Source organism: Consotaella salsifontis (assembly GCF_900167365.1).
GTDB lineage: Bacteria > Pseudomonadota > Alphaproteobacteria > Rhizobiales > Rhizobiaceae > Consotaella > Consotaella salsifontis.
In genome coordinates this window covers 53,706-67,964 of the sequence record NZ_FUXL01000013.1, presented here as the reverse complement: position 1 = coordinate 67,964, position 14,259 = coordinate 53,706, and the positions used below count along the sequence as shown (strand labels likewise).

The following is a 14,259-nucleotide window of genomic DNA, read 5'->3' as shown; positions in this document are numbered from 1 at the left end:
TATCGCACGCTGAGGATGCTTCAGAGGGTCCGATGATCGTAGCGCAGATCTCCGATATTCACGCCGCGCCTGGCAACGGGAACATTTCGAGGTTGGACCGCGCCTTGTCGTGGCTCGGTGACGTTGCGCTGGATGCGCTGGTCGTCTCGGGTGATCTGATCGACGAAGGGTGGACCGACGGCTACAGGGAAATTTCAGCACGCTTCGACACGCTGTGCTGCCCGGTTCTGCTTCTGCCCGGCAACTCCGACGATGGTGACGCCATGCGGGGCGTGTTTGCGAGGCGCTTTGGTTCCGTCGAATGTGCCAATGCCATGCACTTCGCCGCCGATCTAAGTGACCTGCTTCTTGTCGGGGTGGACGCGACCCTCAGCGCCACATCAGGGGGCGATGTCTCTCCGCATTTGGGCTGGCTGGAAGATGTCCTGACCGATTCAGCGCCGCGTGCGTCTCTGGTTTTTTCACACCATCACCTCTTTCCAAGCGGCATTGCACCGCTCGACGAATCGATGGCACAGGGGGCTGAGGCACTCCGCGATCTGCTTCGCCAATGTTCTTGCAAGCCGCTCGCCATCTCATGTGGCCATGTGCATCGGCCGATGTCGGGCATGATCGCCGGTGTTCCTGTGCATGTCTGTGGTTCGATCTGCCCCGCCAATCCGCTTTGGTTCGGTGGGGTAAGCGTGCCGACCATCGGCGAACCGCCAATGCTCATGGTTCATAGACTGGATGGCTGCGAACTTGTCAGCCACCACGTCGCCGTTTGAACCGTGGCGCGGCGGCTGTCGGAAGCGATCATTGGCGTCCGCCGACCTCGTCCAGATGGGCGAGCAGATCTGCCGGGTCCTCATAGACACGGAACGCGCCGGCGCGCTCCAGTTCCTCGGTGCCATAGCCGCCGGAGAGCAGCCCGACGCCGAGCGCCCGGCAGCGCTGGGCGGCGAGGAGATCCCAGATTGAATCGCCGATGACGAGGCAGCTCTCGATCGGCACGTCGAGCTTTTCGGCCGCCGCGACGAAGAGATCTGGGTCGGGCTTGGCGTACTTCACCTCGTCGCGCGTCACGACGACGGCCTTGGCCGGATCGACGTCGAGACGCTCGAGATTGTACTTCGCCGTCTCCATCCGCCCGGAGGTGGCGATCGCCCATTTAAGGCCAGCCTGGTCAAGCGCCGCGAGAAGCGCCTTCGAGCCGGGCAGGGCACGCACCTTGTCGGCATAGCGCCCGTACGCCTGCGCGTGGAGGTGGCGCAGCCGCTCGCCTTTTTCCTCGGTGATGGGCTCGCCCGTCTCGCGTAGCAGCTGCTCGGTGAAGAGCCCGCCGCTCATGCCGATCTTGCGGTGAATGCGCCAGACGGAGATTTCCATGCCCTCGGCGTCGAGGGCATCCTGCCAGGCGAGAACATGCTGGTAAACGCTGTCGACGAGGGTGCCGTCGAGGTCGAAGAGAAAAGCCGGCGCGGTGCGCATGGATGGTCCTCCAATTGTCACGGGGGAATGATAGCGCGCCGAGGCTGGGCAGGGAGAGGCTTTACGCCACGCCGTCGCGCGGTGCATGGTGATCGGCTCTGTGGTCAGGAATCAAGGCTCTCGAATGACGCCCAAGGAAACGGCGAAACTCACCACCCATGTTCTCGATACCAGCCTCGGCCGGCCGGCTGCGAATCTTTCGCTGGCGCTTTGGCGCGTCGAGGGCGAACAGCGCGCGAAAGTGGTGGATGCCGTGACCAATGCGGATGGGCGCTGCGACAGCCCGCTTCTGGCGGGCGAGTCGTTCCTGCCGGGCGTCTATGAGCTGGTTTTCGCCGCCGGGACCTATTTCGACCGTCTTGGCCTTTTCCTTCCGCAGCCGAAGTTCCTGGACGAGGTGGTCATCCGCTTCGGGCTGGCGGAGCCGACGCACTATCACGTGCCGCTGCTGCTCTCGCCGTTCGGCTATTCCACCTACCGGGGCTCGTGATCATGGCCGAGCCGATCCGCTTCATTCTGAACGGCGAAGAGCGCGCCATCGCGGGCCTTGCGCCGACCACGACCATCCTCGCCTATCTGAGGCAGCATGCTGGCCTTCCCGGCACCAAGGAAGGCTGCGCAGAAGGCGATTGCGGCGCCTGCACCGTGCTCCTCGCCGAGCCTGACGGCGTCGGCGGCCTCAGGCGCCGGGCAGTCAATGCGTGCATCCAGTTCATCCCCTCGCTTCATGGCCGGGCGATCGAGACGGTCGAATATCTCGGGCGCGGCGGGCTCCATCCGCTTCAGGCCGCGATGGTCGAGAATCACGCCAGCCAGTGCGGCTTCTGCACGCCGGGCTTCGTCATGCAGCTCTACGGCGCGTGGCTGACGGGCGCGCTCACCGATCGCCAGTCGGTGAAGGACGTCATTGCCGGAAATCTCTGCCGCTGCACCGGCTACGGGCCGATCGTGGATGCAGGGCTCGATCTCGCCGCGAGGCCGGTGCCGGACACGCGCGCCGAGGATGCGGCGCTGGCCGAACGGCTCGTCGCGCTGCTCGGCGGCGAGATGTTCCACTACGAAGCGGCCGGCGGTGCCTGGTGTGCACCGCGCCATGCCGACGAGTTGGCGGATCTCTACGCCTCCCGTCCTGATGCGCGGCTGGTTGCCGGCGCGACCGACGTGGGCCTTTGGGTGACGAAGCAGCATCGCGACCTGCCGGTGCTGATCGACGTTTCACGGGTCGAGGACCTACGCCATATCGAGGCCGGCCCCGGCCGGATCTATATCGGCGCCGCCGTCACCCACCGCGAGGCTGCCAGCCATCTGGCGGAGGTTCATCGAGACCTCGGCGAGATGATGCGGCGCTTTGCCGGCTATCAGATCCGGAATGCCGGCACGGTTGGCGGCAACATTGCCAACGGCTCGCCGATCGGCGACCTGCCACCGGCGCTGATCGCGCTGGGCGCCCGGCTGCATCTGCGCAAGGGAGAGACGGCGCGTAGCGTGCCGCTGGAGGATTTCTTCATCGCCTATGGCCGCCAGGATCGCGCGCCGGGCGAGTTCGTCGCCGCCGTCGAGGTGCCGACGCTGGAGGACAACCAGCGTTATTTTGCCCACAAGGTTTCCAAGCGCTTCGACTCCGACATCTCGGCCGTAATGGCGGCCTTCCTCCTGACATTCGAGGACGGCGTCGTCAGCGAGGTGCGCCTTGCCTTCGGCGGCATGGCGGCAACGCCGAAACGCGCGGCGGCGGCGGAGGCGGCGCTGGTCGGGCAACCCTTCGACGCGGCGGCGGCGGATCGAGCCGCGGCGGCCCTCGCAGAGGATTTTGCGCCTCTCACCGACATGCGGGCGTCGTCCGCCTATCGCCTCAAGGTTGCGGAGAATCTCATCCGCCGGTTTGAGATGGAGTTGCGGGACAATCCGCCGGCGCGGGTTTCCCTGGCGCGGGAGTTCGCCTGATGGACGAAACCCGCATCCAGGACCGGGGCCCGGCCGGCGAGCCCTCGCTGAAGGAGCTTCACGAGAAGTCGCCCGCGCAGCCCTCTGACATTCGGGGCGGGGTTCATAAGACTCTGCCCCACGACAGCGCCGCCCGGCACGTCTCTGGGATGGCTCGCTACATCGACGACGAGCCGGAACTGCCCGGAACGCTGCAGGTCTACATCGCCATGTCGAGCCGCGCGCACGCGCGCATTGTCTCTCTCGATCTGGATGTGGCGCGCCGGGCGCCGGGCGTCGTGGCCGTGCTCACGGCGGCCGATATCCCCGGCCAGAACGACTATTCGCCGGTGATGGGGGACGATCCGATCTTCGCCGACGGATTTGTCTTCTACATCGGTCAGCCACTCTTTGCGGTGGCCGCCGAAACGTTGGATCAGGCGCGCCGCGCCGCCGCCCTCGCCGTCGTCGACTATGAGGATCTGCCGGCGGGGATCACGATCGACGAGGCGATCGCTCACGCCGAGGCCGAGGGCCGGGACCTCCTGCCGTCCCACACCATGCGGCTCGGCGATGCCGATGCGGCGCTGGCGGGCGCGCCGAAGCGCATCAGGGGGCGCGTCGAGGTCGGCGGGCAGGACCACTTCTATCTCGAGGGTCAGATCGCCGTCGCCATCCCCCAGGAGGACGGCGATGTTATCGTGCGCTCCTCCACCCAGCATCCCTCGGAAGTGCAGCACAACGTCGCCAAGATGCTGGGCGTGCCGGACCATGCGGTTACGGTGGAGGTCCGGCGCATGGGCGGCGGCTTCGGCGGCAAGGAAAGTCAGCCGGCGCTCTTCGGCTGCGTTGCGGCGCTCGTGGCGCTGAAGACCGGGCGCCCCGCCAAGTGCCGGCTCGACCGCGACGACGACATGGTGATGACCGGCAAGCGCCACGAGGTGCGCGTCGACTATGACGTCGGCTTTGACGAGGGTGGCAGGCTTCAGGCCGTCGCCTTCGACCATTTCGTGCGCTGCGGCTATTCCTCCGACCTTTCGGCCGCCATTGCCGACCGGGCGATGTTCCATGCCGACAATGCCTATAAACTGCCGGCGGCACGCATTCATTCGCGCCGGCTGAAGACCCACACCGTCTCCAACACGGCGTTTCGCGGCTTCGGCGGGCCGCAGGGCATGGTTGGCATCGAGCGGGTGATGGACCGTGTTGCCTTCGAGGCGGGGCTCGACCCGCTGGATGTGCGGAAGGCGAACTTCTATCCGGCTGACGGATCGGGCGTGACGCCTTACCATATGAGCGTCTCCGATAGCGTGATCGAGGAGATCGTCGAGGAACTGGAAGCCTCGTGCGATTATCGTGCCCGCCGGCGGGAGGTGCGCGCCTTCAACGCGGCGAACCCGATCCTCAAGAAGGGGCTGGCGCTGACGCCGGTGAAGTTCGGCATTTCATTCACGACGTCGCATCTCAATCAGGCCGGCGCTCTCGTCCACATCTACAAGGACGGGTCGGTCCACCTGAACCATGGCGGCACGGAGATGGGCCAGGGGCTCTTCACCAAGGTCGCCCAGGTGGTGGCCGAGGAGCTGCAGATCGATATCGAACGGATCAAGATCACCTCGACAACCACGGCCAAGGTCCCGAACACCTCGGCCACCGCCGCCTCCTCTGGCTCGGACCTCAACGGCATGGCGGCGCAGGCGGCCGCGCGGACGATCAAGGGCCGGCTGATCGACTATGCCGCCTCGCGCTACAATGTGTCGGCAGAGCAGGTCGTCTTCCTCCCCGGCCGCGTGCGCATCGGCAATATGGAGAAGCGGTTCGAGGATCTGGTCGGTGAGGCCTATCTCGCCCGCGTCTCGCTCTCTTCCACGGGCTTCTATGCAACGCCCGGCATCACCTATGACCGCGAGACGGCCTCCGGCACGCCGTTCTTCTACTTCGCCTATGGCGCGGGCTGCTCGGAAGTCGTGATCGACACGCTGACGGGGGAGCACCGGCTTCTTCGCGTCGACATCCTCCACGACGTTGGGCAGTCGCTGAACCCGGCGCTCGACAAGGGCCAGATCGAGGGCGGCTTCATCCAGGGCCTCGGCTGGCTGACGACGGAGGAGCTGTGGTGGAACGACAAGGGCGCGCTGATGACCCACGCGCCCTCCACCTACAAGATCCCGACCGCCAACGACCGCCCGGACGATTTTTCCATCCGCATCTGGGAGAAGGGGCGCAATCCCTCGCCGACGATCTATCGCTCCAAGGCGGTGGGCGAGCCGCCTTTCATGCTGGCGATCTCCGCCTTCTCGGCCTTGACCGACGCGGTCTGCGCTGCGGGCGACTACCGCGTCTTTCCCGATCTCGACGCACCGGCGACGCCCGAGCGCGTCCTCATGGCGGTGGAAGCGGTGCGGGGGCGGTGAGCGACCTAATCGCCCTGCTGCGCGGCAGCCTTGCCGCTGGTGAACCGGCAGCTCTCGTGGAGATCGCCGAGATCAAAGGTTCGACCCCGCGCGAGGCGGGGGCGCTGATGCTCGTGACACCGCGAGGAATTGCCGGGACGATCGGCGGCGGCGCGCTTGAGTTCCGGGCGATCGATGCGGCTCTGGTGATGCTGGCGGACGGTCGTCCGGACGAGATCATGGAGCTGCCGCTGGGGCCGGAACTCGGCCAGTGCTGTGGCGGCTGGGTCAGCCTGCACCTTTCCGTTGCGGACGGCGCTTGTCTGGCGAGACTGGAGCGGCGTCAGGCGGAGGAAGCGGCCGCGCGGCCGTCCATCCTCATCTTCGGCGCGGGGCATGTCGGGCGGGCGCTGGCGCAAGCGCTGGCGCTGCTGCCATTTCGGATCTCTCTCATCGATACCCGGGCGGAGATGCTCGCTGGTCTTCCGTCAGAGGTTGAGACGCACGTCGCCGCGCTTCCCGAGTCGCTGGTCGGGGAGGCGCCTGCCCACGCTGCTTATGCGGTGATGACCCACGACCACGCGCTCGATTTTCTCATCGCCGAGGCCGCGCTGAGGCGTGGCGACGCAGCCTATGTCGGCATGATCGGCTCTGCGACGAAGCGGGAGCAGTTCCGCCGCCATCTCGTTCGCGGTGATCTTGGGGAATCAATCTCGCGCTTGACCTTGCCTATCGGGGGGAGTTCGGTAAAGGACAAGCGTCCGGCTGTGATCGCCGCTCTGGCTGCCGCCGAAATGACCAGCTGCCTGCTTTTGCGTCAACAGGAAATTGTGACTGATCGCTTGGCAGCGGCACCCGCCGGATGCAATAGTGCCGCTGCCGGCTAGCCCTCCACCGCCGGCCCAAGGGATTTAGCCGCCACCCATGCTGCCGCGTATCGAGCTCCTGGGCATTACCAAGCGTTTTCCCGGCGTCCTTGCCAATGACGCCATATCCTTTGCCGTCCAGCCGGGGGAGATTCATGCTCTTCTCGGCGAAAACGGCGCCGGCAAGTCGACGCTGGTCAAGATCATCTATGGCGTGCTCCAGGCCGATAGCGGCCAGATCACCTTCGACGGGCGCGAAGCGCAGGTCGGCTCGCCGCGTGAGGCGCGGGCGCTGGGCATCGGCATGGTCTTCCAGCACTTCTCGCTGTTCGAGGCGATGACGGTCCTGGAGAATATAGCCCTCGGCATGGATCATCCGCCAGCGCGACGCCAGCTCGAGGCGGAGGTGCGCAGGGTTCTGGACAGCTACAATCTCGCGCTCGACCCGCACCGCGACGTCCATACGCTTTCGGTGGGCGAGCGCCAGCGAATCGAGATCGTGCGCGCGCTTTTGCAGAAGCCGAAGCTCCTCATCATGGACGAGCCGACCTCGGTGCTGACGCCGCAGGAGGTGGAGGAGCTGTTCAAGACGCTGCGCCAGCTCGCCAGCGAGGGCTGCTCGATCCTCTACATCTCGCACAAGCTCGAGGAGATCAAAGCCCTGTGCGACCGCGCCACGATCATGCGCGGCGGCCGCGTGGTGGCGACGTGCGATCCCGCCAAGGAGACGGCGCGCTCGATGGCCGAGATGATGATCGGCGGCAATCTCAAGGATATTGAGGGCAGGGACGGGCGAACCGTCGGTCAGGTGCGCTTCACCGTCGAGAATTTGTCCGTGCCGGGCGAGCCGCCGTTCGGCACCAGCCTCAACGACATTTCCTTCGAAGTGTCGGCCGGCGAAATCTTCGGCATTGCTGGCGTTGCCGGCAATGGCCAGAACGAGCTTCTGGCGGCACTCTCGGGCGAGCAGCGGCGCGGCATGCGCGGGCGCATTGTCATCGACGGCCGGGACATCACGGACACCGGCGTCACCGGGCGACGGCGCGCCGGGCTCTCCAGTGTGCCCGAGGAGAGAAACGGACATGCGGCCGTGCCGGGCATGTCCCTTGCCGAGAACGCCATCCTCTCGGCGCGCACCCGCAAGGCGCTGGCCGCGAAGGGGCTGCTGCGTCGGAGCGCGGCACGCGAATTCGCCTCCTCGGTCATATCCGCCTTTTCGGTGAAGGCGACGGGCGCGAGGGGGATGGCGGGAAGTCTTTCCGGCGGCAACTTGCAGAAATACGTCATGGGCCGCGAGATCATGCAGGAGCCGGCGGTGCTCCTCGTCGCCCAGCCGACCTGGGGCGTGGACGCCGGAGCGGCGAGCTTCATCCGGCAGGCCATGGTGGATCTGGCGGCGTCCGGCTCCGCCATCGTCCTGATCAGCCAGGACCTCGACGAGCTTCTGGCGCTGTCGGATCGCATCGCCGTCATCAATGAGGGTCATCTTTCGGCGGCGATGGACATCGCCACCGTCTCCATCGAGGAGCTCGGCCTGCTGATGGGCGGGGTGCATGGCAAGAAGAAGCCGGCAAGTGCGGCGCCGGCCGAGGGGATCACGCATCATGGTGCTTAGGCTCGAGGCAAGGCGCGAACCGTCGACGCTGATGGTCTTCGCTTCGCCGGCGATCGCCGTGGTGACGACCCTGGTCGTCGGCGCCGCGCTGTTCACGCTGCTCGGCTATGACGGCATCGGCGCTGTCATGAAGATCTTCGTCGAGCCATTATTCAATCCCTATCGCTGGCAGGACCTTCTGGTGAAGGCCGCGCCGCTGGCGATGATCGCGCTCGGGCTCTCGATCGGCTTTCGCGCCAATGTCTGGAACATCGGCGCCGAGGGCCAGTACGTCGTCGGCGGTCTCGCGGGCACGGGCGTCGCGCTCCTGACATACGAGATGTCGGGATACTGGATCCTGCCGGCGATGATCCTCGCCGGCATTCTGGGCGGCATGGCCTATGCGGCAGTGCCGGCAGTCCTGAAGACGCGCTTCTCCGTCAACGAAATCCTGTCGAGCCTGATGCTGAACTACGTTGCGCTTCAGCTTCTGTACTATCTGACGCGCGGCCCCTGGAAGGACCCGGAGGGCTTCAACTTTCCCCAGACGGTGCTGTTCACCGACTGGCAGACGCTGCCCAAGGTCGTTCCCGGAACGCTGATCCATCTTGGCGTGCCGATCGCGGGGGTGCTGGCCCTGGTGATCTGGTTCCTGGTGGTGCGGACCGTCGCCGGCTTTCAGATGCGCGTCTTCGGAATGGCGCCGATGGCCGCGCGCTATGGCGGCTTTCAGGAGAGCCGGACGGTGTGGACAGCAATGCTGATCGGCGGCGGCCTCGCGGGCCTTGCCGGCGTTCTCGAGGCGGCCGGCCCGTTCGGCCAGATGACGCCGGGCTTTCCCACCGGCTACGGCTATACGGCGATCATCGTTGCCTTCCTCGGCCGGCTTCACCCGTTCGGCATTCTCATGGCGGCGCTCGTCCTCGCGCTCACCTATGTCGGCGGCGAGAGCGCGCAGACGGCGATCCGCCTGCCTTCGGCCGCCGTCGGCGTCTTCCAGGCGATGATGTTGTTCTTCCTCCTCGCGGCCGACGTTCTGGTGCGCTACCGCGTCGTCAACCGGACTACGGCGCGCTCGCAGCGCGTATCCTCCGAACCGGCGACCCGCAACACGGAGAGGGCGGCATGAACGCGGCGATCCTCGTCTCCATCCTGATGACGGTGGCGGCGGCCGCGACGCCGCTGCTTCTGGCGGCCCTCGGCGAACTCGTCGTCGAAAAGTCCGGTGTCCTCAACCTTGGCGTCGAGGGCATGATGCTGATCGGTGCGGTCACGGCTTTCGCCGTCTCCGTCACCACCGGCTCTCCCGCACTCGGGGCTATCGCCTCCATGGTGACGGCCGCCGCCGCCTCCGGCATCTTCGCGGCGCTGACGCTGGGCCTTGCCTCCAATCAGGTGGCGACGGGATTGGCGCTGACCATCTTCGGCACCGGCATCTCGGCGCTTGCCGGTGCGCCCTATGTAGGCATCACGACGACGCGCCTCGGGCCGATCTTTCCCGATGCCCTGGCGGACGATCCCTATTGGCGCCTCATCTTCGGCCACTCGCCGCTGGTTTATATCGCGCTCCTGATGACGCTCGCCGTCTGGTGGTTCCTGAAGCACAGCCGCTCGGGCCTTATCCTGCGCGCTGTCGGCGAGTCGGACGACGCGGCCCATTCCATCGGCTATCCGGTCCTGAAGGTGAGGGCGCTTGCCATCCTCTTCGGCGGAGCCATGGCGGGCCTTGCCGGCTCCTTCTATTCGCTGGTCGTGACGCCGATGTGGGCGGAGCGCCTGACGGCGGGACGCGGCTGGATCGCCATCGCGCTCGTGGTCTTTGCTTCCTGGCGGCCTGGGCGGCTCGCCGCCGGCGCGTATCTCTTTGGCGCCGTGATCACGCTGGAGCTTCAGGCCAAGGCGGCCGGCCTCTCGGCGCTGGCGCCCGAATTCATGTCCAGCCTGCCGTATCTCGCCACCATCGCGGTGCTGGTGATGATCTCGGCGGGGCGCCGCAGCATCAAGAACGCGGCACCCGCCTGTCTCGGAAAGCCCTTCCGGGCAAGCGCATGATCGGGCCCGCCCGCGCTCGTCTTTCGCCGAAAGAGGCGAGGCGGTGGAGCCGATGACCAACAGGATCGAGGAGCAACAGGAGTGACGTCGATGTTTCTGACAAGCCGCCGCCGGATGATCGCCGGCGCCCTCTCGCTCGCCGCGGCGAGTGCCCTGGCGATGCCGGCGAGCGCCCAGGAGGCCTTCTCCAAGCCCAAGGATCAGGTCAAGGCGGCCTTCGTCTATGTCGGCCCGGTGGGCGACTATGGCTACAGCTTCGCCCACGACCAGGGACGCAAGTATCTGGAAGAGAAGCTTGGCGACAAGGTGAAGACTACCTTCGTCGAGAATGTCGCCGAGGGTCCGGACACCGAGCGCGTGCTGCGCCAGCTCGCTCAGGACGGCAACGACATCATCTTCTCGACCTCCTTCGGCTTCATGAATCCCACGGTGAAGGTCGCCAAGGAGTTCCCGAACGTCGCCTTCGACCACGCGACCGGGTACAAGAAGAACGACACCAACATGGGCATCTACAACTCGCGCTTCTACCAGGGGCGCGCGGTGCTCGGCACGATCGCGGCCATGATGTCGAAGACGGGCAAGGCCGGCTATGTCGCCTCCTTCCCGATTCCCGAGGTGGTGATGGGCATCGACGCCTTCACGCTCGCGGCGCGCAAGGTGAATCCCGACTTCCAGGTTCAGGTGGTTTGGGTGAACTCCTGGTACGATCCCGCCAAGGAGGCCGACGCCACCAAGGCGCTGCTTGATCAGGGCGCGGACGTCATCACCCAGCATACCGACTCGCCGGCACCGCTTCAGGTCGCCGAGGAGCGGGGGGCCGTCGCCTTCGGTCAGGCGTGGGACATGTCGAGCTTCGCGCCCAACGCCCACATGACGGCCATCGTCGACCATTGGGGCCCCTATTACGTCGAGGAGGTCCAGGCGCTTCTCGACGGCAAGTGGGCGCCGCGCGATATCTGGGGCGGAATGAAGGAAGACATCCTCGAGATGGCGCCTTTCAATCCCAAGATGCCTGACGACGTGAAGGCGGCGGCGCAGAAGGTCATCGACGAGACCAAGGCCGGCACCTACGAGATCTTCACCGGCCCGATCAAGGATCAGAACGGCGAACTCAAGGTCAAGGACGGCGAGAAGATCCCCGATGGCGACCTGCTCAAGCTCGACTGGTATGTCGAGGGCGTGAAGTCCTAAAAGGCGCCGCGTTCCCTCGGAACTGACGAAGCAAGGGGCGCCGCGGCGCCCCTTGCCGTGTTCGCCGCCGGCGCGGGCCGGCTCCATGTTCCTCCTGAGGCAAGGAATGCGCCATGGCGCCCATCGTCTATGAATGGTTGAGCTTTGCCGTGCGCTGGCTCCACGTGGTGACGGCGATCTCCTGGATCGGCGAATCCTTCTATTTCATCGCCCTCGATCTCGGCCTCAGAAAGCGTCGCGATCTGCCGCCGGGGGTCGCCGGAGAGGCATGGCAGGTCCATGGCGGCGGCTTCTATCACCTCCAGAAATACACCGTGGCTCCCAGTGAGATGCCGGAGGAACTGACCTGGTTCAAATGGCAGAGCTACACGACCTGGCTCTCCGGCGCGGCGCTTCTGTTCCTCGTCTATTACCTTGGCGCCGAGCTGAACCTCATCGACACGCACAAGGCCGACCTGTCACCGCTGACGGCGAGCCTCATCGGCATCTTCGGCATCGGCCTCGGCTGGATCATCTATGACCAGCTCTGCAAGTCGCCCCTGAAGAAGAACGACACAGCGCTGCTCGCCGCGCTCGCCGTCTATGTCGTGGTGGCGAGCTTTCTCTTTTCGCAGGTCTTTTCCGGGCGCGGAGCAATGCTCCATACCGGCGCGCTCATCGCCACCGTGATGACGGCCAACGTCTTTTTCATCATCATTCCGAAGCAGAAGATCGTGGTGGCGGACCTCAAGGCCGGGCGCACGCCCGATCCGCAGCTCGGCCTCGACGCCAAGCAGCGCTCGCTCCACAACAACTACATCACCCTGCCGGTGATCTTTCTCATGCTGTCCAACCATTATCCGCTGGCCTTCGCCACGGAATGGAATTGGGCGATCGCCGGCCTCGTGCTCCTGATGGGCGCGGTCATTCGCCACTTCTTCAACACGGCGCACAAGACAGGCCGGCATCTTTGGTGGTGCTGGGGCGTCGCGGCTGTTCTCTTCGCCGCCATCGTCTGGCTCTCGACGTACCCCGGCTGGCAAGCCGAGGCGGAAGAGGGCAGCGCTCTGCCCACCACGAGCCGGTCGGCGGCGCTGGCCGCCTCGCCGGATTTCGAGGAGGCGACGATGATCGTCCAGACGCGGTGCTCGATGTGCCACGCCCGCGAGCCCTTGTGGCCGGGGCTTGCTCATGCGCCGCGCGATATCTTGCTGGAGACGCCGGCCGATATCGTTCACAATGCGCCAAGGATCGATGTCGAAGCGGTCATGAGCCACGCCATGCCGCCAGGAAACCTCACGGAGATCGAGCCTGCCGAGCGCCTCACTCTCGCCCGGTGGATCGAAACGAGCAAGGAAACGGACCAACCTTGACCAAGACCCGCGGCGCAACGCCTCCTACCTCCCTCGCGATACGCGGACGGCTGCTTTCCTTCGAGGGCGATCCCGCCGTCGAAGGGCCGTCGGTCGTGCGCTTTTGGGAGGACGGGACGCTGGTCGTCGCGAACGGTCTGATCGAGGCCATCGGCGAGAGCGGCGATATGCTGGCGGGGCGCGCGAAGGGCTTGCCGCTTGCCGACCACCGCCCGCATCTCGTCATGGCGGGCTTCGTCGATCCCCATCTCCACATGCCGCAGACGCAGGTCATCGCCTCATTTGGCACCGAGCTGATGGAGTGGCTGCAGCGCTACACCTTTCCCGAGGAAAGCCGCTATGGCGATCCGGCGGTCGCGGCGGCGGGATCGCGCTTTCTGCTGGACGAGCTGCTGCGCAACGGCACGACCAGCGCGGCGGTCTATTGCACCTCGCACCCGCAGTCGGTCGATGCCTTCTTCGGCGAGGCTGAAAGGCGCGGCCTTCGCATGGTCGCCGGCAAGGTGATGATGGATCGCGGCGCGCCCGAGGCGCTGCTCGACACGCCCCAGCGCGGCTACGAGGAGTCCAAGGCGCTGATTGCGCGCTGGCACGGGCGAGGGCGCCTTTCCTACGCCATCACGCCGCGCTTCGCGCCGACTTCGACCGAGGCCCAACTGGAGGCGACGGCGGCGCTGGCGGCAGAGTTTCCGGACCTTCACGTCCAGACTCATCTTTCGGAGAACGAGGGCGAGATCGCCTTCGTGCGCGAGGCCTTCCCCTGGTCGAAGGACTATACGGAAGTCTACGAGCGCTATGGCCTGGTGCGGGAGAAGGCGCTGTTCGGCCACTGCATCCATCTTTCGGACCGCGAGCGCACGGCGCTTGCGGCGGGTGGGGCGAGCGCCATTTTCTGCCCGACCTCCAATCTCTTCCTCGGTTCCGGGCTCTTCGATCTCGAAGCGTCGCGGGCGGCTGGAATCAAAACCGGCATCGCCACGGACATCGGCGGCGGCACCTCCTATTCGATGCTGCGAACCGCGGCGGAGGGCTACAAGGTGCTGGCGCTCAAGGGGGAAAAGCTGCCGCCGCTTCAGGCCTTTCACATGATGACGGCGGGCAACGCCGCCGCCATGGGGCTGGGCGACAAGATCGGGCGGCTCTCGCCGGGCTACGAGGCGGATATCGTCGTGCTCGACAGCGAGGCGACGCCTGCCCAGCGCCGGCGCATGGAGCGCGTCGAAACGCTCGGCGAGGAATTGTTCTGCCTGATGACGATGGGCGACGACCGCTCCATCGTCGCGACCTATGCCGGCGGGCGCTTGCTCCACGAGCGGGATAAGGCGCCGTTTCATCCTCTGGAGGCGAAGCAGGATGCGCCGCCGCCACCATCGTCCAGCCAGGGAGGCGAGGCGGGTCAGTAGGGCTATGGAGTGACT

At 66.0% G+C, this 14,259-nt stretch carries 12 protein-coding genes; 11 read left to right on the top strand and 1 reads right to left on the bottom strand.

Features of this window, described 5'->3' with window-relative positions:
* Positions 1–32 precede the first annotated feature (32 nt).
* Positions 33–767, top strand: coding sequence for a metallophosphoesterase (locus B5D38_RS16555; protein WP_078709551.1), 735 nt, complete (start codon positions 33–35; stop codon positions 765–767).
* A gap of 28 nt (positions 768–795) precedes the next feature.
* Here the strand turns inward: B5D38_RS16555 and B5D38_RS16550 are convergent, their stop codons facing one another.
* The gene (locus B5D38_RS16550; RefSeq protein WP_078709550.1) at positions 796–1,470 is read right to left on the bottom strand and encodes an HAD family hydrolase; all 675 of its coding nucleotides are present in this window, start codon (positions 1,468–1,470) and stop codon (positions 796–798) included.
* A 124-nt stretch (positions 1,471–1,594) separates the two neighbouring features.
* Here B5D38_RS16550 and uraH point away from each other — a divergent pair, with 124 nt between their 5' ends.
* The 10 genes from uraH (at position 1,595) to guaD (ending at position 14,244) form a co-directional block, all read left to right on the top strand.
* Positions 1,595–1,960, top strand: a complete 366-nt coding sequence (gene uraH, locus B5D38_RS16545; RefSeq protein ID WP_078709549.1) for a hydroxyisourate hydrolase — start codon at positions 1,595–1,597, stop codon at positions 1,958–1,960.
* Positions 1,961–1,962: 2 nt separating this feature from the next.
* Entirely contained in the window at positions 1,963–3,414 is a 1,452-nt protein-coding gene (gene xdhA / locus B5D38_RS16540) for a xanthine dehydrogenase small subunit (RefSeq protein WP_078709548.1), read from the top strand.
* On the top strand, positions 3,414–5,807 hold the full coding sequence (xdhB, locus tag B5D38_RS16535) for a xanthine dehydrogenase molybdopterin binding subunit (RefSeq protein ID WP_078709547.1): 2,394 nt from the start codon (positions 3,414–3,416) through the stop codon (positions 5,805–5,807). Before xdhA ends, xdhB begins: the two co-directional genes overlap by 1 nt.
* Complete coding sequence (gene xdhC / locus B5D38_RS16530) at positions 5,804–6,673, top strand: xanthine dehydrogenase accessory protein XdhC (RefSeq protein WP_078709546.1); 870 nt, start codon at positions 5,804–5,806, stop codon at positions 6,671–6,673. Before xdhB ends, xdhC begins: the two co-directional genes overlap by 4 nt.
* A 37-nt stretch (positions 6,674–6,710) precedes the next feature.
* Positions 6,711–8,267, top strand: coding sequence for an ABC transporter ATP-binding protein (locus B5D38_RS16525; RefSeq protein WP_078709545.1), 1,557 nt, complete (start codon positions 6,711–6,713; stop codon positions 8,265–8,267).
* Positions 8,257–9,375 carry an ABC transporter permease gene (locus B5D38_RS16520; protein WP_078709544.1) on the top strand — a complete coding sequence of 373 codons (1,119 nt, stop codon included), beginning with the start codon at positions 8,257–8,259 and terminating at the stop codon, positions 9,373–9,375. The genes B5D38_RS16525 and B5D38_RS16520 overlap by 11 nt, the downstream gene beginning before the upstream one ends.
* Entirely contained in the window at positions 9,372–10,298 is a 927-nt protein-coding gene (locus tag B5D38_RS16515; protein ID WP_078709543.1) for an ABC transporter permease, read from the top strand. The genes B5D38_RS16520 and B5D38_RS16515 overlap by 4 nt, the downstream gene beginning before the upstream one ends.
* Before the next feature lie 90 nt (positions 10,299–10,388).
* A complete protein-coding gene (locus B5D38_RS16510) occupies positions 10,389–11,489 on the top strand; it encodes a BMP family ABC transporter substrate-binding protein (RefSeq protein WP_078709542.1) in 1,101 nt (366 codons plus the stop codon).
* Between the two features lie 113 nt (positions 11,490–11,602).
* Positions 11,603–12,841: a urate hydroxylase PuuD gene (locus B5D38_RS16505; protein ID WP_078709541.1), complete on the top strand. Its 1,239-nt coding sequence runs from the start codon at positions 11,603–11,605 to the stop codon at positions 12,839–12,841.
* Positions 12,838–14,244 (top strand): guanine deaminase, encoded by a 1,407-nt coding sequence (gene guaD, locus B5D38_RS16500; RefSeq protein ID WP_078709540.1) that lies wholly within the window; start codon positions 12,838–12,840, stop codon positions 14,242–14,244. Before B5D38_RS16505 ends, guaD begins: the two co-directional genes overlap by 4 nt.
* The last annotated feature ends 15 nt before the right edge of the window (positions 14,245–14,259 follow it).